15 protein-coding genes are annotated in these 20,330 nt (G+C 66.7%); 10 read left to right on the plus strand and 5 right to left on the minus strand.

What is annotated here, in order from left to right; genetic code table 11:
• Positions 1–2 precede the first annotated feature (2 nt).
• Positions 3–410 carry an acyl-CoA thioesterase gene (locus N8888_RS05070; protein WP_053516131.1) on the minus strand — a complete coding sequence of 136 codons (408 nt, stop codon included), beginning with the start codon at positions 408–410 and terminating at the stop codon, positions 3–5.
• Positions 410–3,394: an excinuclease ABC subunit UvrA gene (gene uvrA, locus N8888_RS05075; protein WP_053516129.1), complete on the minus strand. Its 2,985-nt coding sequence runs from the start codon at positions 3,392–3,394 to the stop codon at positions 410–412. The genes N8888_RS05070 and uvrA overlap by 1 nt, the downstream gene beginning before the upstream one ends.
• 317 nt (positions 3,395–3,711) lie before the next feature.
• Between uvrA and rplU the strand changes: the two genes are divergently transcribed.
• The 3 genes from rplU to cgtA all read left to right on the plus strand — a co-directional run bounded on the left by rplU (position 3,712) and on the right by cgtA (position 5,533).
• Positions 3,712–4,020 (plus strand): 50S ribosomal protein L21, encoded by a 309-nt coding sequence (gene rplU, locus N8888_RS05080; RefSeq protein WP_006424709.1) that lies wholly within the window; start codon positions 3,712–3,714, stop codon positions 4,018–4,020.
• An 18-nt stretch (positions 4,021–4,038) separates the two neighbouring features.
• Complete coding sequence (rpmA, locus tag N8888_RS05085) at positions 4,039–4,302, plus strand: 50S ribosomal protein L27 (protein ID WP_053516127.1); 264 nt, start codon at positions 4,039–4,041, stop codon at positions 4,300–4,302.
• Positions 4,303–4,480: 178 nt separating this feature from the next.
• Complete coding sequence (cgtA, locus tag N8888_RS05090) at positions 4,481–5,533, plus strand: Obg family GTPase CgtA (protein ID WP_065181115.1); 1,053 nt, start codon at positions 4,481–4,483, stop codon at positions 5,531–5,533.
• Positions 5,534–5,723: 190 nt separating this feature from the next.
• On the opposite strand, the gene rpsT is transcribed toward cgtA, so the two are convergent.
• Positions 5,724–5,993 (minus strand): 30S ribosomal protein S20, encoded by a 270-nt coding sequence (gene rpsT / locus N8888_RS05095; protein WP_005408560.1) that lies wholly within the window; start codon positions 5,991–5,993, stop codon positions 5,724–5,726.
• Between the two features lie 117 nt (positions 5,994–6,110).
• Here rpsT and murJ point away from each other — a divergent pair, with 117 nt between their 5' ends.
• From murJ to N8888_RS05130, 7 genes are all read left to right on the plus strand, one after another.
• Entirely contained in the window at positions 6,111–7,715 is a 1,605-nt protein-coding gene (murJ, locus tag N8888_RS05100; RefSeq protein ID WP_197572075.1) for a murein biosynthesis integral membrane protein MurJ, read from the plus strand.
• Positions 7,716–7,790: 75 nt separating this feature from the next.
• Positions 7,791–8,738, plus strand: coding sequence for a bifunctional riboflavin kinase/FAD synthetase (locus N8888_RS05105; RefSeq protein ID WP_197600837.1), 948 nt, complete (start codon positions 7,791–7,793; stop codon positions 8,736–8,738).
• Positions 8,735–11,566, plus strand: a complete 2,832-nt coding sequence (gene ileS, locus N8888_RS05110; RefSeq protein ID WP_263177812.1) for an isoleucine--tRNA ligase — start codon at positions 8,735–8,737, stop codon at positions 11,564–11,566. Before N8888_RS05105 ends, ileS begins: the two co-directional genes overlap by 4 nt.
• A complete protein-coding gene (gene lspA / locus N8888_RS05115) occupies positions 11,566–12,090 on the plus strand; it encodes a signal peptidase II (RefSeq protein ID WP_065174616.1) in 525 nt (174 codons plus the stop codon). Before ileS ends, lspA begins: the two co-directional genes overlap by 1 nt.
• Before the next feature lie 27 nt (positions 12,091–12,117).
• Entirely contained in the window at positions 12,118–13,068 is a 951-nt protein-coding gene (ispH, locus tag N8888_RS05120) for a 4-hydroxy-3-methylbut-2-enyl diphosphate reductase (protein WP_065174617.1), read from the plus strand.
• Between the two features lie 223 nt (positions 13,069–13,291).
• Positions 13,292–15,175, plus strand: coding sequence for a M61 family metallopeptidase (locus N8888_RS05125; RefSeq protein WP_253120403.1), 1,884 nt, complete (start codon positions 13,292–13,294; stop codon positions 15,173–15,175).
• Positions 15,172–15,837: a lysoplasmalogenase gene (locus tag N8888_RS05130; RefSeq protein ID WP_262219221.1), complete on the plus strand. Its 666-nt coding sequence runs from the start codon at positions 15,172–15,174 to the stop codon at positions 15,835–15,837. The genes N8888_RS05125 and N8888_RS05130 overlap by 4 nt, the downstream gene beginning before the upstream one ends.
• Here the strand turns inward: N8888_RS05130 and treA are convergent, their stop codons facing one another.
• Together treA and N8888_RS05140 are read right to left on the minus strand one after the other, a co-directional pair.
• Complete coding sequence (gene treA, locus N8888_RS05135) at positions 15,838–17,457, minus strand: alpha,alpha-trehalase TreA (RefSeq protein WP_263177813.1); 1,620 nt, start codon at positions 17,455–17,457, stop codon at positions 15,838–15,840.
• A 73-nt stretch (positions 17,458–17,530) separates the two neighbouring features.
• Entirely contained in the window at positions 17,531–20,320 is a 2,790-nt protein-coding gene (locus tag N8888_RS05140; RefSeq protein WP_263177814.1) for a TonB-dependent receptor plug domain-containing protein, read from the minus strand.
• Between the last annotated feature and the right edge of the window lie 10 nt (positions 20,321–20,330).

Genomic DNA, 20,330 nt, shown 5'->3' on the forward strand with positions numbered 1-20,330 from the left:
CATCAGCTCGATGCGCTGCGGATCGCGTCCGGCAGCGGCGCGCTTTTGCCGGTCTGGGTATCCATCCAGACCACCACCACGTTGCCATCGGAGTACAGCTTCGACTCGTCCTGCTGGTCGACGATGCGATGACCGATGGTGACGCTGCTGTTGCCCAGGCGCTCGACGAACAGTTCGACCAGGATGTCGTTGGGCCACACGATCGGCAGCCGGTAGTTGACGTTGGTCGCGGCCACCACCGGCGCGATGCGGTCGGTCATCGACACGCCTTCCACGCCCAGCATCCAGCGCACGCGCGCTTCCTCCAGGTAGGAGATGTACTTGGCGTTGTTCACATGGCCCATGCTGTCCATGTCGCGCCAGCGCACGCTGATCGGGATGCGGGCCAGGATCTTGTGTTCGCTGCTCATCAGGCGTCCTTCTTCTTGGTCGTGCTCTTGCTGGCCTTGCCGGTGCTCTTGGCGGCCACGGCCTTCTTCGCCACCTTCTCCGGCTTCACCTTGCGCGGCGGCCGGGCGTCGGGCTTGTTGGCCACGGCGGCCGGCTGCTCCGGGCGCGCACTGGTGGACGGCAGCATGCGTGCCAGGAACTGCCCGGTGTACGACTGCGGGCAGGCGGCCACGTCTTCCGGCGTGCCGGTGACCAGGATGGTGCCACCCCGGTGGCCGCCTTCCGGCCCTAGGTCGACGATCCAGTCGGCGGTCTTGATCACATCGAGGTTGTGCTCGATCACCACCACCGTGTTGCCTTCGTCGCGCAGCTTGTGCAGCACGCCCAGCAGCGCTTCGATGTCGTGGAAGTGCAGGCCGGTGGTCGGTTCGTCGAGGATGTACAGGGTGCGGCCGGTATCGCGGCGCGACAGCTCCTTGGACAGCTTCACGCGCTGCGCTTCACCACCGGACAGCGTGGTCGCGCTCTGTCCCAGCTTGATGTAGCTCAGGCCGACATCCACCAGCGTTTCCAGCTTGCGCGCGATCGACGGCACGGGCTCGAACAGCTTCAGCGCATCTTCGACGGTCATTTCCAGCACGTCGTTGATGTTGAAGCCCTTGTACAGGATCTCCAGCGTTTCGCGGTTGTAGCGCTTGCCGTGGCAGACATCGCAGGGCACATACACGTCCGGCAGGAAGTGCATCTCGACCTTGATCAGGCCATCACCCTGGCACGCCTCGCAGCGTCCGCCGCGCACGTTGAAGCTGAAACGACCCGGTGAATAACCACGCGCACGCGCTTCGGGCACCTGTGCGAACAGCTCGCGCAGCGGGGTGAACAGGCCGGTGTAGGTGGCCGGGTTCGAGCGCGGGGTGCGGCCGATCGGCGACTGGTCGATGTCCACGACCTTGTCGAACAGGTCCAGGCCATCGATCTCCTTGTACGGGGCGACCGGGTGCGAGGAGCCGTTGATCTCGTTGGCGGCCAGCGAGAACAGGGTGTCATTGATCAGCGTCGACTTGCCCGAGCCGGACACGCCGGTCACGCAGGTCAGCAGGCCCGAGGGAATCGACAGGTCCACCCCCTTCAAATTGTTGCCGCTGGCGCCGCGCAGATGCAGGGTCATCTTCGGATTCGGCCGGTGCCGGCGCGCCGGAATCTCGATCGAGCGCTTGCCGGACAGGTACTGGCCCGTCAGCGAACGGGGTGCATCCAGGATGTCCTGCAGGGTGCCCTGGCCGACGATCTCGCCACCGTGCACGCCCGCGCCCGGGCCGATGTCCAGCACGTAGTCGGCCAGGCGGATCGCATCTTCGTCATGCTCGACCACGATCACCGTGTTGCCGAGGTCGCGCAGGCGGGTGAGGGTGCCCAGCAGGCGTTCGTTGTCGCGCTGGTGCAGGCCGATCGACGGCTCGTCGAGCACGTACATCACGCCGACCAGGCCGGCACCGATCTGGCTGGCCAGGCGGATGCGCTGTGCCTCGCCACCGGAGAGGGTATCGGCCTTGCGCTCCAGAGTGAGGTAGTCCAGGCCCACGTCGACCAGGAAGCCCAGGCGTTCGCCGATCTCCTTGACGATCTTCGAGGCGATCTCGCCGCGCCAGCCCGGCAGGCTCAGTTCGCTGAAGAACTTCAGGGCTTCGTCGATCGGCAGCACCACCAGATCCGGCAGCGGCCGGTCGGCCACGAACACGTTGCGCGCAGCCTTGTTCAGGCGGGCACCGTTGCACTCGGGGCAGGCGCGCTCGCTGATGTACTTGCCGAGCTCCTCCTGCACGGCCGCCGACTCGGTTTCCTTGTAGCGGCGTTCCAGGTTGGGAATGATGCCCTCGAAGCGGTGCTTGCGCTGGGTGCGGCCGCCGGCTTCGGTGAAGTAGGTGAACGTGATTGCGTCCTCGCCGCTGCCATACAGCACCGCCTGCTGCACCTTGGCCGGCAGCGAGTTCCAGGCGGCATCGACGTCGAACTTGTAGTGACGTGCCAGCGAGGCGATCAGCTGGAAATAGTACGCATTGCGACGGTCCCAGCCACGTACTGCGCCGGCGGCCAGGGACAGCTCGGGATGCACGACCACGCGCGAGGGATCGAAGAATTCGGCCATGCCCAGGCCATCACAACCGGGGCAGGCGCCCATCGGCGCGTTGAACGAGAACAGGCGCGGTTCCAGCTCCGGCAGCGAGTAATCGCAGACCGGGCAGGAGTATTTGGAGGAGAACAGGGTCGGCGCGCTGGCGGTGTTGTCCAGGCTCTGCACCGAGGCCATGCCGTCGCCGAGTTTCAGCGCGGTCTCGAAGCTCTCGGCCAGGCGCTGCTTGATGTCCTCGCGCGGGCGGAAGCGGTCGATCACCGCCTCGATGGTGTGCTTCTGGCGCAGCGCCAGCGGCGGCACCGCGTCGATCTCATGCAGCTCGCCATCCACGCGCACGCGCACGAAGCCCTGTGCGCGCAGCTGGTCGAATACCTGCGCGTGTTCGCCCTTGCGATCGCGGATCACCGGGGCCAGCAGCATGTAGCGCTGTTCCGGGTCCAGCGTCAGCACCTGGTCGACCATCTGGCTGACCGTCTGCGCTTCCAGCGGATAGCCGTGGTCGGGGCAGCGCGGCGTGCCGACGCGGGCGTACAGCAGGCGCAGGTAGTCGTAGATCTCGGTGATCGTGCCGACCGTCGAGCGCGGGTTGTGCGACGTCGACTTCTGCTCGATCGAGATCGCCGGAGACAGGCCCTCGATGTGGTCCAGGTCCGGCTTCTCCATCACGCTCAGGAACTGCCGGGCGTAGGCCGACAGCGACTCGACGTAGCGACGCTGGCCTTCGGCGTAGATCGTGTCGAAAGCCAGCGACGACTTGCCCGAGCCGGACAGGCCGGTGATCACGATCAGCTTGTCGCGGGGCAGGTCGAGGTCGAGGTTCTTCAGGTTGTGCGTCCGCGCGCCGCGGATGCGGATGAAATCCATCGCCATGGGGAATCCGGTTGTGGGGGCGTTGGCTGGGTGCCGGGCCAGCAGGGAACGGCAATCGGTCAGCCTACCGAGGTGACCAGATGGGGGCAATGGGCGACAATGCCAGCCCGGTGTCTCACCTTCTGAGACAGGCCGACAGGTGGGGGTCAGATCCCTTTTCACAACGTGAAAAGGGATCTGACCCCGTTCCGGCCGGGCCCCCTAGGCCGTTCAGGGGTTGACTTGACCCGCGGCCGTTGATCTGCGTACAATTCCGCTCCTGTCCGCCCTCGATGGCGGCAGCTCAGACCACAATAACTACAGAGGAAGGCCTGGTCATGTACGCAGTACTGGTCACCGGCGGTAAGCAATACCGCGTGGCGCAGGGCGAAAAGCTCCGCGTTGAAAAGCTCGAAGTCGAAGTCGGCAGCGAGATCAAGTTCGACAACATCCTGATGCTGGGCGACAGCGATGGCGTGAAGCTGGGCGATGCGCTGAAGGGCGCCGCCGTCACCGCCAAGGTTCTGTCCCAGGGTCGTGCTGACAAGGTCCGGATCATCAAGTTCCGTCGCCGCAAGCACCACATGAAGCGCCAGGGTCACCGTCAGTACTACACCGAAATCGAGATCACCGGCATCGCCGGCTAAGCATCAGGAGAAGCAGTCATGGCACATAAAAAGGGCGTAGGCTCCTCGCGCAACGGTCGCGACTCCAACCCGAAGTACCTCGGCGTCAAGATCTTCGGCGGCCAGGCCATCGAAGCAGGCAACATCATCGTGCGCCAGCGCGGCACCCAGTTCCACCCGGGTTCCGGCGTCGGCCTGGGCCGTGACCACACCCTGTTCGCCCTCGTGGACGGCAAGGTGGAGTTCTCGGTCAAGGGTCCGAAGAAGCGTCGCACCGTCAGCATCGTCTCGGCCGAAGCCTGATCCAGGCATCCGCCGGCACCCGTGCCCCGGCATGGGAATGCTGCATGAAGAGCCCCGCTTCGGCGGGGCTTTTCGTTAGAGTAAAAGCAAGACCGGCTGCGCCGGGTTGCCCGCCATCGGCAGGCATTACATTCAAGGCGACGGCAGGCTGGCCGCGCCCATCGCAGGCATCGAAACAATGAAACTGGTAGACGAAGCAGAAATCGAAGTGTTCGCCGGCAACGGCGGCAACGGCTGCATTGGCTTCCGTCGCGAGAAGTTCATTCCGCTCGGCGGCCCGGACGGCGGCGACGGCGGTGCGGGCGGCAGCGTGTACATCCGCGCCGACGAAAACCTGAACACCCTGGTCGACTTCCGCCATGACCGCATCTTCAGGGCGCAGCGCGGCGAGAACGGCATGGGCCGGCAGGCCTATGGAAAGGGCGGCGAAGATCTGACCATCACCGTGCCGGTCGGCACCGTGGTCATCAACGTCGCCACCGATGAAATCATCGGCGACCTGACCCAGCACAACGACCGCCTGCTGGTGGCCAAGGGCGGCAGGGGCGGCCTGGGCAACATGCACTTCAAGAGCTCGACCAACCGTTCGCCGCGCCAGGCGTTGCCGGGCGAGCCGGGCGAAGAGCGCACGCTGAAGCTGGAACTGAAGCTGCTGGCCGACGTCGGCCTGCTGGGCTTCCCCAATGCCGGCAAGAGCACCCTGATCCGCGCTGTCTCGGCGGCGACGCCGAAGGTGGCCGACTACCCGTTCACCACGCTGTACCCGAATCTGGGCGTGGTGAAGGTCGAGAACTACCGCAGCTTCGTGATCGCCGACATTCCGGGCCTGATCGAGGGTGCGGCCGACGGTGCCGGCCTGGGCGCGCAGTTCCTGCGCCACCTGCAGCGCACGCGCCTGCTGCTGCACTTGGTGGACATCTCGCCGATGGAGGGTGGCGTGGAAGGCATCTCCCCGGTCGAGCAGGTGCGCGCGATCGAGCGCGAGCTGGAAAAGCACGATCCGGAACTGCTGCAAAAGCCGCGCTGGCTGGTGCTGAACAAGGCTGACCTGATGTTCGAGGACGAGGCCAAGGCGGCGGCCGAACAGATCGTGGCCGAGCTGGGCTGGAAGGAGCCCTGGTTCCTGGTGTCCGCCCTGGGGCGCGAAGGTACCTTCCCGATCATGAGCCGGATCATGGCCTTCTTCGATCGGCAGAAGGAAGAGGAGCTGGAGGCCCGCAACGCGCAGTAAGGGCGTTGTGGCTCCCGCCAGAAAAGCCCGGCTTCGGCCGGGTTTTTTTGTTGGTTGCGATGCAGGCAGCAGCCGAGCATGGGCTCGGCTCTACGGAAAACGGGGAGGCGGCGGAGTGCAGGCAACAAAAAACCCGGCCGGAGCCGGGCTTTTGCGTGTCGCCGGGACGGCAGCCCCGGCGGCAACCGGATCAGGCGGCCTTGAGGGCCTTGATGCGGTCGTTCAGGCGGCTCTTGTGGCGAGCAGCCTTGTTCTTGTGGATCAGGCCACGCGCGCTGAAGCGATCCAGGATCGGCTGGGCAACGGCGAAGGCGGCTTCGGCGCCGGCGGCATCGTTGGCGTCCAGCGCCTTGATCACTTTCTTGACAGCGGTGCGCAGCATCGAGCGCTGAGCCACGTTGCGCGCGTTGCGCACGACGGTCTGCTTGGCGCGCTTCTTGGCGGACTTGATATTGGCCACGGTGGTGGTTTCCTGAAAAAATCGGTGTTATGGGAACAGCAAGCTGGCTAGTATGATGGCGCGGGAAATGTACGTCAAGTCGATTGTCAAGAGGGACGTTGAGTGAGTTCACCGAAGATGTTGCGGGGCCTGCTGTCGTTCAGCAGCATGACCATGGTCTCGCGGGTGCTCGGACTTGTCCGGGACCAGGTGATCACCACCACGTTCGGCACCAATGCGGTCACCGATGCGTTCTGGGTGGCGTTCAGGGTACCCAATTTCCTGCGTCGCCTGTTCGCCGAAGGCTCCTTCGCCACCGCCTTCGTGCCGGTGTTCACCGAGGTGAAGGAGACCCGCAGCCACACCGAACTGCGCGAACTGATGTCACGCGTGGCGGGCACCTTGGGCGGGACGCTGCTGGTGGTCACCGCGCTGGCGTTGATCTTCGCTCCCCAGCTGGCGGTGGTGTTCTCAAGTGGCGCTGATACCGACCCGGTCAAACAGACCCTGCTGGTCGATCTGTTCCGCCTGACCTTCCCGTTCCTGTTGTTCGTCTCGCTCACCGCGCTGGCCGGCGGGGCGCTGAACAGCTTCCAGCGCTTCGCGATGCCGGCGCTGACCCCGGTCATCCTCAACCTGTGCATGATCGCCGGCGCGCTGTGGTTGGCGCCGCAACTCGGCGGCACCCCGGAAAAGCAGATCCTGGCGCTGGGCTGGGCCGTGCTGGCGGCCGGTATCCTGCAGCTGCTGTTCCAGCTGCCCTCGCTCAAGGGCATCAATCTGCTGACCCTGCCGCGCTGGGGCTGGAACCACCCGGGTGTGCGCAAGGTGCTGACCCTGATGGTGCCGACCCTGTTCGGTTCCTCGGTGGCGCAGATCAACCTGCTGCTGGACACCCTGATCGCCGCCAAGCTGACGGATGGCTCGCAGTCCTGGCTGTCCCTGGCCGACCGCTTCCTGGAGTTGCCGCTGGGGGTGTTCGGCGTGGCCCTGGGCACGGTGATCCTGCCGGCGTTGGCCCGCCACCACGTCAGCACCGACCGCGAGGGCTTCTCGCGCTCGCTCGACTGGGGCCTGCGCATGACCCTGCTGATCTCGGTGCCGGCCATGCTGGGCCTGGTGCTGCTGGCTGAACCGCTGATCGCCACGCTGTTCCAGTACCGCCAGTTCACCGCCTTCGACACCCGCATGACCGCGCTGTCGGTGTATGGCCTGAGCTTCGGCCTGCCCGCGTTCGCCCTGTTGAAGGTGGTCCTGCCGGCCTTCTATGCCCGCCAGGATACCCGCACCCCGGTACGTGCCGGCGTGGCCGCGCTGGTGGCCAACATGGTGTTCAACTTCGTCCTGCTGGCCGTGCTGTATCAGGTGATGGTGCCGGACGCGCTGAAGGCGCAGGGTGTAATGACGGCCATCGGCAAGCAGCCCGGCCTGCATCTGGCGCTGGGCATTGCCAGTGCGTTGTCCAGTTACCTGAACCTGGGCCTGCTGTGGTACTGGCTGGGCAAGACCGATGTCTACCAGCGCCTGCCGGGCTGGGGCAGCTACCTCGTGCGGCTGCTGGTGGCGTGCGCGTGCATGGTCGGCGTGCTGCTGGCCCTGCTGTACTGGATGCCGGCCTTCACCGGGATGGACAAATGGCACCGGATCGGCGGCCTGATCCTGCTGGTGGGGGGCGGTGGCCTGACCTATCTGTTGGCGATGCTGGCCATGGGCTTCCGCCCGCGCGACCTGCGCGGGCATTGATCGTCGCCTGCGGCGGCTATACTTCAGGGTTACACCATTGAAGCGGCGGCCCCGGGTGGGCCGGAACGGGAGTTGATGAGCAGGCTGTTCAGAAGCGTCGAGGGCGGGGAGCTGCTCCCCAACGGAAGCGTGGTCTGCATCGGTGCATTCGACGGCCTCCATCTGGGGCATCGTGCACTGGTGCGGCATGCCGTTGCGCGCGCGCGCGCCTTGGGCGTGGCTGCGGTGGCCGTGGCGTTCGAACCGTTGCCCCGTGAGTTCTTCGCCCAGGGCACACCACCACCGCGCTTGACGCTGGCACGCAGCAAGGTCGAGATGCTGCGCGAGCTGGGGGTCGACGCGGTGGGGCTGCTGCGCTTCGATGCAGCGATGGCGGCGATGCCGGCCGAAACCTTCGTCCGCCAGCTGCTGGTGCGGCGACTGAATGCCCGCGAAGTGTGGATCGGGCCGGAGTTCTGCTTCGGCAACCGTCGCCGCGGTGATCTGGCCCTGCTGCAGAAGCTGGGTGGCGAGCTGGGCTTCAGCGCGGGCGAGATCGAGGCGGTCGACCTGCACGGCGAGCGCATTTCCAGTACCCGCATCCGCCAGCTGCTGCAGTCCGGCGATTTCGCCCGGGCCGGCGATCTGCTCGGTCGCCCTTACGCGATCAGCGGGCGCGTGGTGCGTGGTCGCCAGCTCGGCCGCACGCTGGGCTTCCCGACCGCCAACCTGCGTTTCCCCAAGACCCCGGCGTTGTCGGGCATCTACGCGACCTGGGTGCACGGTGTGTTCGACCAGCCCTGGCCGTCGGTGTCCAGCTTCGGCACGCGGCCGACGGTGGAGGGCGTGGAGCCGCTGCTGGAAGCCCACCTTTTCGATTTCCAGGGTGACCTGTACGGTCGCCACATCGACGTTGAATTCGTCGCCAAGCTGCGTGACGAAGAGAAGTTCAATGATCTGGCGGCACTGACCGACCAGATGCACCGCGACGCCGAGCAGGCGCGCGCCATCCTTTCCGAACATAGATTGCGAGCCACTGCGTGAGCCAGGACTACAAGACCACCCTGAACCTGCCAGCCACCGATTTCCCGATGCGCGGCGACCTGCCCAAGCGCGAGCCGGGCATTCTGGCGCGGTGGGAGGAGCAGGGGCTCTACCAGCAGTTGCGCGACAACGCCGCCGGCCGCCCGTTGTTCGTGCTGCACGACGGCCCGCCGTATGCCAACGGCCGCATCCACCTGGGCCACGCGGTCAACAAGATCCTGAAGGACATCATCGTCAAGTCGCGCTACCTGGCCGGTTTCGATGCGCCCTACGTGCCGGGCTGGGACTGCCACGGCCTGCCGATCGAGATCGCGGTGGAAAAGAAGTGGGGCAAGGTCGGCGTGAAGCTCGATGCGGTTGAATTCCGGCAGAAGTGCCGTGAGTTCGCCGAGGAGCAGATCGACATCCAGCGCGTGGACTTCAAGCGTCTGGGCGTGACCGGTGACTGGGACAACCCGTACAAGACCCTGAGCTTCGACTTCGAGGCCAACGAGATCCGCGCACTGGCCAAGGTGGTGGCCAATGGCCACCTGGTGCGGGGTGCCAAGCCGGTGTACTGGTGCTTCGACTGCGGTTCGGCGCTGGCCGAAGCCGAGATCGAATACCAGGAAAAGGAATCGCCGGCGATCGACGTGGCATACCCCGCGCGCGATCCGCAGGCCATCGGCCAGGCATTCGGCGTGAGCGTGCCGGCCGATGTGGACGTGGCGGTGCCGATCTGGACCACCACGCCGTGGACGCTGCCGGCGTCGCTGGCCGTGTCGCTGGGTGCGGACATCCGTTACGTGCTGGCCGAAGGTCCGGCGCACAACGGCAAGCGCCGCTGGCTGGTGCTTGCCGCTGCGCTGGCTGGACGTGCGCTGCAGCGCTACGGCGTCGAGGAGGTGGTACTGCACGGCGAAACCACGGGCGCTGCACTGGAAAACCAGCTGCTGTCGCATCCGTTCTATGCCGGGCGCGCGATCCCGCTGCTCAACGGCGACCATGTGTCCGACGAAGACGGTACCGGTGCGGTGCACACCGCTCCTGGACATGGCCAGGAAGACTACGTGGTCAGCCAGAAGTACGGCCTGCTCGACACGTACAACGCCGGCCAGGTGACGCCGATCGATGGCCGTGGCGTGTACCTGGAATCGACGCCGCCGGCCGGTGACGTGGTACTGGCCGGCCAGCACCTGTGGAAGGCGCAGGAGGCCATCATCGGCGTGCTGCGCGACAACGGCACGCTGCTGGCCTTCCACCCGATCCGCCACAGCTATCCGCACTGCTGGCGCCACAAGACGCCGGTGGTGTTCCGTGCCACCCCGCAGTGGTTCATCTCGATGGACAAGGCCAACCTGCGCAGCGATGCGCTGGCCGCGATCGACACCGTCGGCTGGTTCCCGGCCTGGGGCAAGGCGCGCATCCAGAGCATGGTCGATGGCCGTCCGGACTGGACGATCTCGCGCCAGCGCACCTGGGGCGTGCCGATCGCACTGTTCACCCATCGCCAGACCGGCGAGATCCACCCGCGCTCGGTGGAGCTGATGCAGCAGGTTGCCGACCGTGTCGAAGCCGAGGGCATCGACGTGTGGTACTCGCTGGATGCAACCGAACTGCTGGGCGCCGAAGCGGTCGACTACGAGAAGGTCACCGACATCCTCGACGTCTGGTTCGACTCGGGTGTCACCCATGAAGGCGTGCTGGCCGCGCGTGGCTTCGGCAAGCCGGCCGACCTGTACCTGGAAGGCTCGGACCAGCACCGCGGCTGGTTCCAGTCGTCGCTGCTGACCGGCGTGGCAATCGACAGGCGCGCGCCCTACAAGCAGTGCCTCACCCACGGTTTCACCGTGGACGAGCACGGTCGCAAGATGTCCAAGTCGCTGGGCAACGGCATCGAGCCGCAGGACATCATGAACAAGCTGGGCGCGGACATCCTGCGCCTGTGGATCGCCTCGGCCGACTACAGCAACGAGATGTCGCTGTCGCAGGAAATCCTCAAGCGCAATGCCGACGCCTACCGTCGCCTGCGCAACACCGCGCGCTTCCTGCTCGGCAACCTGGACGGTTTCGATCCGGCCCGGGACCTGCGCCCGCTCGACCAGATGGTCGCGCTGGACCGCTGGATCGTGCATCGCGCGTGGGAACTGCAGGAGAAGATCAAGGCGGCCTACGACGGCTACAACATGGCCGAGATCGTGCAGCTGCTGCTGAACTTCTGCAGCGTGGACCTGGGCTCGCTGTACCTGGACGTCACCAAGGACCGCCTGTACACGATGCCGACCGACTCGCACGGTCGCCGTTCGGCGCAGAGCGCGATGTATCACATCGCCGAGGCGTTCACCCGCTGGGTGGCACCGATCCTGACCTTCACCGCCGACGAGCTGTGGGGCTACCTGCCGGGCACGCGCACCGGCCACGTGCTGTTCACCACCTGGTACGAGGGCCTGGCGCCGCTGCCGGCGGATGCCCAGCTCAACGCTGCCGATTTCGACCAGCTGCTGGCCGTGCGCGAGCAGGTGGCCAAGGTGCTCGAGCCGATGCGTGCCAACGGCGCGATCGGCGCCGCCCTGGAGGCCGAGATCACCGTGGCCGCCAGCGAAGAGCAGGCGGCGCGCTGGCAGCCGCTGGCCGACGAACTGCGCTTCCTGTTCATCAGCGGTGACGTGCAGGTGCGTCCGGCAACCACCGACGAGGTGTTCGTCAGTGCCCAGCCGACCACCAAGGCCAAGTGTGTGCGCTGCTGGCATCACCGCGCCGACGTCGGCAGTCATGCCGATCACCCGGAACTGTGCGGCCGTTGCGTGAGCAACATCGACGGCGCTGGCGAAGTTCGGAGCTGGTTCTGATGAGCGCCGCCCGTCCGCATCCCAACGCTCTGGTCTGGCTGCTGCTGTCGGCGGCCATCATCGGCCTGGACCAGTGGTCCAAGGCCTGGGTCCTGTCGAGCCTGCCGGAGTTCCAGCCGGTGGTGGTCATCGATGGCTTCTGGAACTGGTATCGCACCTACAACACCGGTGCCGCATTCAGTTTCCTCAGCGACGCCGGTGGCTGGCAGAAGTATTTCTTCACGGCGCTGGCGATCGCCATCAGCGGCCTGATGGCATGGTGGCTGCGTGGCACCGCCCGTGGCAACTGGAAGGCCGCCGTTCCCTATGCGCTGATCATCGGCGGGGCGATCGGCAACGTGATCGACCGCCAGGTGCACGGTCATGTCGTCGATTTCATCCAGTGGTACGTTGGCAGCTATACCTGGCCGGCGTTCAACATCGCCGACTCGGCCATCGTGGTCGGTGCCATCGGCATCGCCCTGACCGGCCTGTTCGACGGCAGGTCCGCCAAAAAGGCGGATAATGCCACTCCGAAACCGTAAGCCGGCCGCTGCCGGGAGATTGAACTGATGGATGTGCTGCTCGCCAACCCGCGTGGTTTCTGTGCCGGTGTCGATCGTGCGATCGAGATCGTGAAGCGCGCGATCGAAACGCTCGGCGCGCCCATCTACGTCCGTCATGAGGTGGTGCACAACCGCTTCGTGGTCGATGATCTGAAGCAGCGCGGTGCGATCTTCGTCGAGGAACTGGACGAGGTGCCGGACAACAACACCGTCATCTTCAGTGCCCACGGTGTATCGCAGGCAGTGCGCCTGGAAGCGGAGCGTCGTGGCCTGAAGGTATTCGATGCCACCTGTCCGCTGGTCACCAAGGTCCACTTCGAAGTGGCGCGCCATTGCCGTGCGGGCCGCGACGTGGTGCTGATCGGCCACGCGGGCCATCCGGAAGTGGAAGGTACGATGGGGCAGTGGAACCAGGAAGCCGGTACCGGCCAGATCTACCTGGTGGAGGATGTGGAGCAGGTCGCCACGCTGCAGATCAACCAGCCCGAGAACTTCGCCTACACCACCCAGACCACGCTGTCCGTGGACGATACGCGCGGCATCATCGACGCCCTGCGCGAGCGCTTCCCGGCCATGCAGGGGCCGAAGAACGACGATATCTGCTACGCCACGCAGAACCGGCAGGACGCGGTACGTGACCTGGCCAAGCGCTGCGATCTGGTGCTGGTGGTCGGGTCCCCGAACAGCTCCAATTCCAACCGGCTGAGCGAGCTGGCACGGCGCGAAGGCGTCGAGAGCTACCTGATCGACGGCGCCCATGAGATCAACCCGGCCTGGGTGCAGGGCAAGCAGCACGTCGGCGTCACCGCCGGTGCGTCGGCACCGCAGGTGCTGGTCGATGGCGTGCTTGCGCGCCTGGCCGAACTGGGCGCCGGCAGTGTGTCCGAGCTTGATGGCGAGCCGGAATCGATGGTGTTCGCGCTGCCGAAGGAACTGCGCCTGCGCCTGATCGACTGACCGGGAAAGGCCTCATCCACGCATGGCGTGGATCTACTGAAACCGCTCTGGTGGGTGCAAAAACCGCTCTGGTGGGTGCAAACCAGCACAAGGTGGGTGCGAACCTTGGTTCGCACGCTCTTGGGCATGCGCGGATGGGCAGCCCGCCCATGACCTTTGGCCATGGGGCCGCGCACCACACAGGCCTAGCATCGGAGGATTCTCCGCTGTTGGAAGCCGCCCGATGAAGACCCGTGCCCTGGTGATGTCCGTGCTGTTCGCGCTGGCGGCCACACCCGCGCTGGCGCAGAGCCCGCCGCCGGCCGATGCCGCTGCGCACGGCCTGCTGCGCATCGACGTGGACGCGCGCGATCTGGCCCGGCGCATCTTCAAGGTGACCGCCACCGTGCCGGCAAAACCCGGCCCGATGACCCTGCTGTACCCGCAGTGGATTCCCGGCAATCATTCGCCCACCGGCCCGATCGACAAGCTCGCTGGCCTGCGCGTCACGGCCAATGGCAGGCCGCTGGCCTGGCAGCGCGACCAGTACAACGTCTATGCGTTCAAGGTCGATGTGCCGGAGGGCGTCAGCGAGATCGTGGCGCAGTTCGATTTCCTGTCCTCGCAGGGCGGCAACCAGGGCCGCGTGGTGATGACGCCGGAAATGCTCAACCTGCAATGGAACGCCAACGCGCTGTATCCGGCCGGGGTCGATGCACGCCATCTGCAGGCCCAGGCCAGCGTGACCCTGCCGAAGGGCTGGAGCTACGCCACCGCGCTCGAAACAGTCCGGCGCGACGGTGACACGGTGGTGTTCAAGCCGATCACTTTCGACCATCTGGTCGATTCGCCGCTGTTCGCCGGTGAGCATTACCAGCGCATCGATCTGGACCCGGGCGCCAAGGCGCCGGTGCACCTGAACGTGTTCGCCGATGAAGCGAAGTCGCTGAAGCCCACCGAGGCACAGATCAAGGCGCACCGCGCCCTGGTGCAGCAGGCTGACCGCTTGTACGGCGCGCGCCACTACGACCATTACGAGTTCCTGCTGGCATTGACCGACCGACTGGGCGGCATCGGGCTGGAGCATCATCGCTCCAGCGAGAACAGCGCTGCGCCGGGCTACTTCACCGAGTGGGATGACTCCGCATGGATGCGTGACCTGCTGCCGCACGAGTACACGCATTCCTGGAACGGCAAGTATCGCCGTGGCGCGGACCTGGCAACCGACAACTTCAACGTTCCGATGGGTGACAGCCTGCTGTGGGTGTACGAAGGCCAGACCCAGTTCTGGGGCCAGGTGCTGGCCGCCCGCTCGGGGTTGTGGTCCACCGATCAGGCGCGCGACATGCTGGCCAATGTTGCGGCGACCTATGATCGCGGTCGCCCGGGACTGGCCTGGCGGCCACTGCAGGACACCACCAACGACCCGACCATCGCCCAGCGGCGCACACTGCCGTATCGCAATTACCAGATGAGCGAGGACTATTACTCCGGCGGCCAGATGCTGTGGCTGGAAGTGGAGGGCAGGCTGCGCGCGCTGACCGGAAACCGGCGCAGCCTGGATGATTTTGCCCGTGCCTTCTTTGGCGTAGGCAACGGAGACTGGGACGTCAATCCGTATACGTTCGACGACGTGGTGGCGACCTTGAACGCCATTGCTCCGTACGACTGGGCCGGCTTCCTGCGGCAGCGCCTGGACGGCCACGGATCGCTGACCGGCGGTCTGGAACTGGCCGGCTGGAAGCTGGTCTACCGCGACGCGCCGAACGATGCCTACAAGGCACAGGAAAAACGCGCCAAGGCGGCGCTGCTGGCGTACTCGCTCGGTGCGACGGTGATGGACAGCGGTGTGGTCGGCGACGTGATCTGGGACAGTCCCGCCTTCAATGCAGGCCTGGCGCCGGGCATGAAGGTGATCGCCATCGGTGACCGCGAGTACAGCAGCGAGCGGTTGAAGGACGCGGTTGCCGTTGCCGCCACCAACAAGGCGCCGATCACGCTGCTGGTCAAGCAGTTCGACCGCATCGTGCCGATCCGGATCGACTATCACGGTGGCCTGCAGTATCCGGTGCTGGAGCGCATTCCCGGCCGCCCGGATCAGCTGGCCGAGCTGTGGAAGCCGCGATGAGACCACGCCTGGGCGGCGGTGCGATCCTGCTGCTGGCGGTGCTGGCCATCGTCGGTGCATTCCTGCCCGGCGAGGGCCGCTGGCTGCACTGGCTGGCAAAGCCGACAGCGACCCTGCTGATCGCGGCGATGGTATGGCAGACGCGTCCTGCTGGATCACCGTCGTACCGTCGCGCGGTGCTGGCGGGCATGCTGCTCTCGTGCGCAGGCGACATCGCGCTCATGCTGCCGATGGATGCCTTCGTCCCCGGCCTGCTGGCGTTCCTGCTGGCCCACCTCTGCTACATCGTCGCCTTCCGCGCCGGCCTGCGCGCGGGTCGCGGCCTGGTCGCCGCAGGGGGACTTCTGGGTGTGTTCGCCGCGCTCAACGTGTCCGGTCTATGGCCGCATCTGCCACCGCCGATGCGCATCCCTGTGCTGGCCTATGTGGTGGTACTGGCGTGCATGGCGATCCTGGCGCTGGCGCGGCAGTGGACCCGCCAGCGACCGGAGGCTGTCGAAGCGGGCAGTGCGCGCTGGGCGGCAGCCGGCGCCCTGCTGTTCGTCGCCAGCGATTCACTGCTGGCCTGGGACCGCTTCGCCGGTGGCCTGCCGCTGGCAAGCCTGCTGGTGCTGTCCACCTACTACGCGGCGCAGTACGCGATCGCACGATCGGTGCGCTAGCTACTCGACGTCGCCCGCGTTCTCGCAGGTCCGCTGCCGCGGGCACAGGCGATCCAGCAGTGCCAGTGTCACCCCGTTGCTCCAGCCGAAGCCATCCTGCAGCGGATACTCGCCGCCACCCCCTCCGCCCGCGGAGCCATCGACCACGTACTTCTCCACCAGCTTGCCTTGCCGATCGTAGACGGACTGCACGGTGCGCAGGAAGCGCACTCCCAGCTGCCGCGCCAGGCGCTCCTGACCGTAGTGCTGCAGGCCATCGACGGCCACCCACTGCAGCGGTGCCCACCCGTTCGGCGCGTCCCACTGCTGGCCGCTGACGAGGGTGGTGGTCAGCAGGCCGCCCTCACGCATCAATTGTGCTTCGGCTGCGTCGGCGCTGCGTCGCGCCTGCTCATCGGTGGCGATCTTCAACCACAACGGATACAGCGCGGCAGCGGTCAGGGCAGGGCGCAGCTGTCCGCTGCGCAGATCGTGATCGGCATACCAGCCCTGCGCCGCATCCCACAGCAGGCGATTGATGGCACTGCGTCGGGCCTCGGCCCGGGCCGAGTAGTCGCGGGCCGATGCGCGGTCGCCGGCCACGCGGCTGGCCCGGGCGATGGTCTGCTCGAGGTGGTACAGCAGACTGTTCAGGTCGACTGGAACGATCGACGTGGTCTGGATGCTGGACAGTGCACTGGGGTCGTCCATCCATCGCGAGCTGAAATCCCAGCCGGATTCGGCGCCGGCGCGAAGGTCGCGGTACACCTGCGAGGGTGCCCGCTGCGGTGCCTGTGCCGCCGTCGCCAGATCGTCCGTCCACGATTCGCTGCGTGGCACCGCGCGAGCATCCCAGTAGCGGTTGAGCAGGTCGCCATTGGGCATGCGCACCACGCGCTCGCGTGCCTGGCCGGGCGCAAGGCCATCGGCGCCCCGCATCCAGAAGTCGTGCTCGGTGCGCAGCTGTGTCAGATAGCGGCGGTACGCCTGATCGCCTTCGTGCGCGGCCAGCAGGGTCACCATCAGACTGAAGAACGGCGGCTGCGAGCGGCTCAGGTAGTAACTGCGGTTGCCGTTGGGAATGTGCCCGTACTGGTCGAGCTGCCACGCGAAGTTGTCGACCATCGCGCGGACCTGGGGCCAGCGGCCACTGGAGGCCAGTCCCAGCATCGTGAAGTAGCTGTCCCAGTAATACACCTCGCGGAAGCGCCCACCGGGCACCACATACGCGTGCGGCAGCGGCAGCAGCGAGCCATGGGGATCGACCGCCGTGGACTGCCGGGTCAGCACGGGCCACAGGCCTTCGATATGCGCGCGCAGGCTCTGGCCGGCGGGTGAGACGTAGGGCGCAGGTCCATCGGGCAGGTCGAAGGCCCTGTCGACGAAGGCCTGCAGCGTGTAGCCAGGCTCTCGCTGCGCGCGCTGCCAGTCAGCCAGCAGTGCAGCCGGCGACTGCCGCGGCACAGCATCGGCAAAGGTCTTCTGGTCGGGGAACAGATGCGCGCGCTGGACCTGCTGGAAAAGCGGTTGCCAGGCCTGGTCCGGTGGCGCAGGGGTCGATGCGGGTGAGCCGGCGCATGCCGCGCCGGCACTGAGCAACAGAGCCAGTACGCAGACGACCGGGCGGATCGAAGGACGCATGACGTACCTCACGGTGGGCGTGGGCCCACCCTAGCGTGCCGCCCGTGTCACCCGCGTGTGGATGCCAGCGGCCTCAACGGAACTGCAGGGTCAGCAGGAAATAGCGGCCCAGCGGATCATCCAAACCCGGCAACTGTCCGCCGTTGCCGACCAGATAGTTCACCGGCTGCCGGTCAAGCACGTTGTGCACGTCCAGCGCGGCGATCACCCGCGGCCCCAACCTGCGCGCCATGTGCAGGTTCCAGCGCAGCTGCCGTGGATTCATGCAATGGTTCATCTCGCGCTGGTCATCGGGGCATTCCGCACCGGGCAGCCAGGCGCGCGTGCGTCCCACCTGGTTGCCGCGCAATGCCACGTCCCATGCCGTGTTCTGCCATTGCACGGTGAGGATCGCGGCCATTGCCGGCGTGGCATGGCCGCGAAGATCCACGCTGCCATCCTGCCCTCGTTCGCGGCGCAGCGCCTGCTGTTTCAGCGCGTCCAGTGAGAAAAGCCACTGGCCGGTGTCATCGGTGTCGACGCGGTATTCGCCGCGCATTACCCAATTGCGCGACGTCGTGCGGCCGATGTTGTCGAATGACAGGCGAAGACTGCTCAGCCGCCCTTCGTCATCCAGCTCCCACGTGCTGCGGTTCCATGCCGCGTCGGTGGGCCGCAGGGCAAGGATCTCGTTGCGCAGCTCGACGATGTTGTGGGTCAGTGACAGCGAGAACACGTCGTTGGGCGTCCACGTGGCTGCCAGCGAATGGCTGCGTGAACGCTCCGCCTTCAGCGCGTCGTTCTCGGCGACCTCCACGTTGACCAGGCAGCTGCCGTCGATCGCGGGCTGTGCGCAGGGCGGCAGGCCCGGCGAGGCCGGCAGCGCGACCAGGCCGAAGTAGCCAGGGGGGCGTCGCTGCTCGAACAGGCTGGGCGCACGGTAGCCTTGTCCGCTGGTCAGCAGGAACGACCAGTGGGGCGTTGGACTCCAACGCAGTCCCGCGCGTGGCGAGAACGCCAGGTAATCGCCATCGCGGTCCCAGCGTGCGGCCACGTCCATGCGCAGCGAGCGGCTGAGCGGCAGGCCGACCTCGGCATAGGTGGCTCCGCTGCGACGTGACAGGCGTCGCTGCTGCTGGGGCAGGCCCAGTGCCAGATCGCCCTGGATCAACAACGGATCGGGTAACGAGGCCCATGCTTCGTAGCGCAGATCGACGCCGGTGGCCAGCTGGGCCGGCCCTCCAGGCAACTGCATCAGTTGCCGCTGCATGCCCCACCAGCCCTGCCACTGGTCAGTGCGTCCACGATTGCGGATCGACGGGAACAGCTGTTGCGCTTTGTCCGCACGCAGCGAGGTAAAGCCGGGAAGGTAGTCCAGTGTCTCGGCGGCGTGCAGCAGCGGTTCGGTGCGCACGGTGCCCGGCGTGACCAGGGTGACCTGGCTGCGTTGCGCGCTGATGCCCGCATCCCAGCTGCGTGACTGCTGCTCGCGACCGATACCCAGGGTGATGTCGGCATCGCTGGCGCGCACGTGCGGGCGCACGCTTCCGGCCTCGCGCAGCACGCTGTTGAACGTGATGCCGTACAGGCCGATGGCAACGGCGGTCGGCCCCAGGTCGAAACGCTGCCGATTGTGACTGCCACGTGCTTCCAGATAGGCGTAGCGTCCTTCGCCACGCTCGTGCCGGTAACGCAGGTAGGCCGAGGCAGTATCCGACGCGGGCTGCAGCGAGCGCGGCCGCGCGCTGTCGAACCAGCAGCCATCCTCACGCTGCATCAAGGGACCTTCGCAGAGTTCGGCGGGGATGTACGCGCCGTCGTAGAACGCGCCGATCGGATACAACGACGTTTCCGCATGCCACGCACGGCGATCGCCGGCCACGTGCTCGATGCGATGCAGGTCCAGGCCGGCGAACCAGCGGTCCCCACCTTCGCGTACGCCGCCGTTGGCGATCTGCAGGCGATTCTGCTGCGCGTCGCCGCGGCTGCTGATGCCCGATTGCACCGTCGCCTCCGGGCCTTCGGCCTGTTCGCGCAGGATGATGTTGACCACGCCGGACATCGCGTCGGCACCATAGATGGCCGACGCGCCTCCGCGCACCAGCTCGATGCGTTCGATGAAACTCAGGGGAATGCCGCCCAGATCGGTGAGCCCGCCCTGTTCCAGCGACACCATCGGATAGCGTGGCAGCCGCCGGCCGTTGACCAGGAACAGGGTCGCACGCGGCCCCATGCCATCCAGGCTGGTGGTGGCTGCAGCGCCCACCGGCAGATACTGCGAATCGCCGCCGCGCGACGTGGTCATCGCCGGGTGGCCGTTCATGCCGGGAAGGTGTCGCAACAGGTCGAACAGGCTGCCGTAACCACTGCGCAGGATGTCTTCGCGATCGATGATCGTCATCGGCAGCGTCGTCTGCACGGAGGTGCGCGGCAGGCGGCTGCCGGTGACGTGTACCGGTGCCAGTTCCACCTGCGCGGGGGCCAGTGCGACGGGCGGCGGCGGCTTGGGCGACGTCACGGCCGGGGCACGTGCAGGGGGCGCGGCAGAAGCAGCGACGCGGCGGATGACGAACGCCCCCGAGGGCGTGCGCAGGATGTTCACCGGCATCCCGGAGACCAGCTGCTTGAGAGCGATCGCCGGTGCCTGTCGGCCGTCGGCGCCGGGGGTGTGCAGGCCCGTCAGCTCGCGGGCGTCGAATACCAGGGCGATGCCGCTCTGGCGTGCCCATTGCTGCAGTGCCGGTGCCAGCGGGCCGGGTGCGATGTGGTAGTCGACATTGGCGGGTTGCTGGCCGGCGTGGGCCGGCGCGGCGCTGGCAGCGCCGAACATGACCCACAGCAGCCCCCGGAGCAGCCCCCACTGCAGCGCGCCCGGTCCTGCCATCACCGCCTTT

Origin of the sequence: Stenotrophomonas maltophilia (genome assembly GCF_025642255.1) — a bacterium.
In the GTDB taxonomy this organism is placed as follows: domain Bacteria; phylum Pseudomonadota; class Gammaproteobacteria; order Xanthomonadales; family Xanthomonadaceae; genus Stenotrophomonas; species Stenotrophomonas maltophilia_P.

Coding starts and splice junctions, on each gene's coding strand:
- N8888_RS05130 (WP_262219221.1), top strand. CDS start 15,172: ATGAGACCACGCCTGGGCGGCGGTGCGATCCTGCTGCTGGCGGTGCTG.
- lspA (WP_065174616.1), top strand. CDS start 11,566: ATGAGCGCCGCCCGTCCGCATCCCAACGCTCTGGTCTGGCTGCTGCTG.
- murJ (WP_197572075.1), top strand. CDS start 6,111: ATGTTGCGGGGCCTGCTGTCGTTCAGCAGCATGACCATGGTCTCGCGG.
- ispH (WP_065174617.1), top strand. CDS start 12,118: ATGGATGTGCTGCTCGCCAACCCGCGTGGTTTCTGTGCCGGTGTCGAT.
- cgtA (WP_065181115.1), top strand. CDS start 4,481: ATGAAACTGGTAGACGAAGCAGAAATCGAAGTGTTCGCCGGCAACGGC.
- N8888_RS05125 (WP_253120403.1), top strand. CDS start 13,292: ATGAAGACCCGTGCCCTGGTGATGTCCGTGCTGTTCGCGCTGGCGGCC.
- rpmA (WP_053516127.1), top strand. CDS start 4,039: ATGGCACATAAAAAGGGCGTAGGCTCCTCGCGCAACGGTCGCGACTCC.
- uvrA (WP_053516129.1), bottom strand. CDS start 3,394: ATGGCGATGGATTTCATCCGCATCCGCGGCGCGCGGACGCACAACCTG.
- N8888_RS05140 (WP_263177814.1), bottom strand. CDS start 20,320: ATGGCAGGACCGGGCGCGCTGCAGTGGGGGCTGCTCCGGGGGCTGCTG.
- treA (WP_263177813.1), bottom strand. CDS start 17,457: ATGCGTCCTTCGATCCGCCCGGTCGTCTGCGTACTGGCTCTGTTGCTC.
- N8888_RS05105 (WP_197600837.1), top strand. CDS start 7,791: ATGAGCAGGCTGTTCAGAAGCGTCGAGGGCGGGGAGCTGCTCCCCAAC.
- rplU (WP_006424709.1), top strand. CDS start 3,712: ATGTACGCAGTACTGGTCACCGGCGGTAAGCAATACCGCGTGGCGCAG.
- N8888_RS05070 (WP_053516131.1), bottom strand. CDS start 410: ATGAGCAGCGAACACAAGATCCTGGCCCGCATCCCGATCAGCGTGCGC.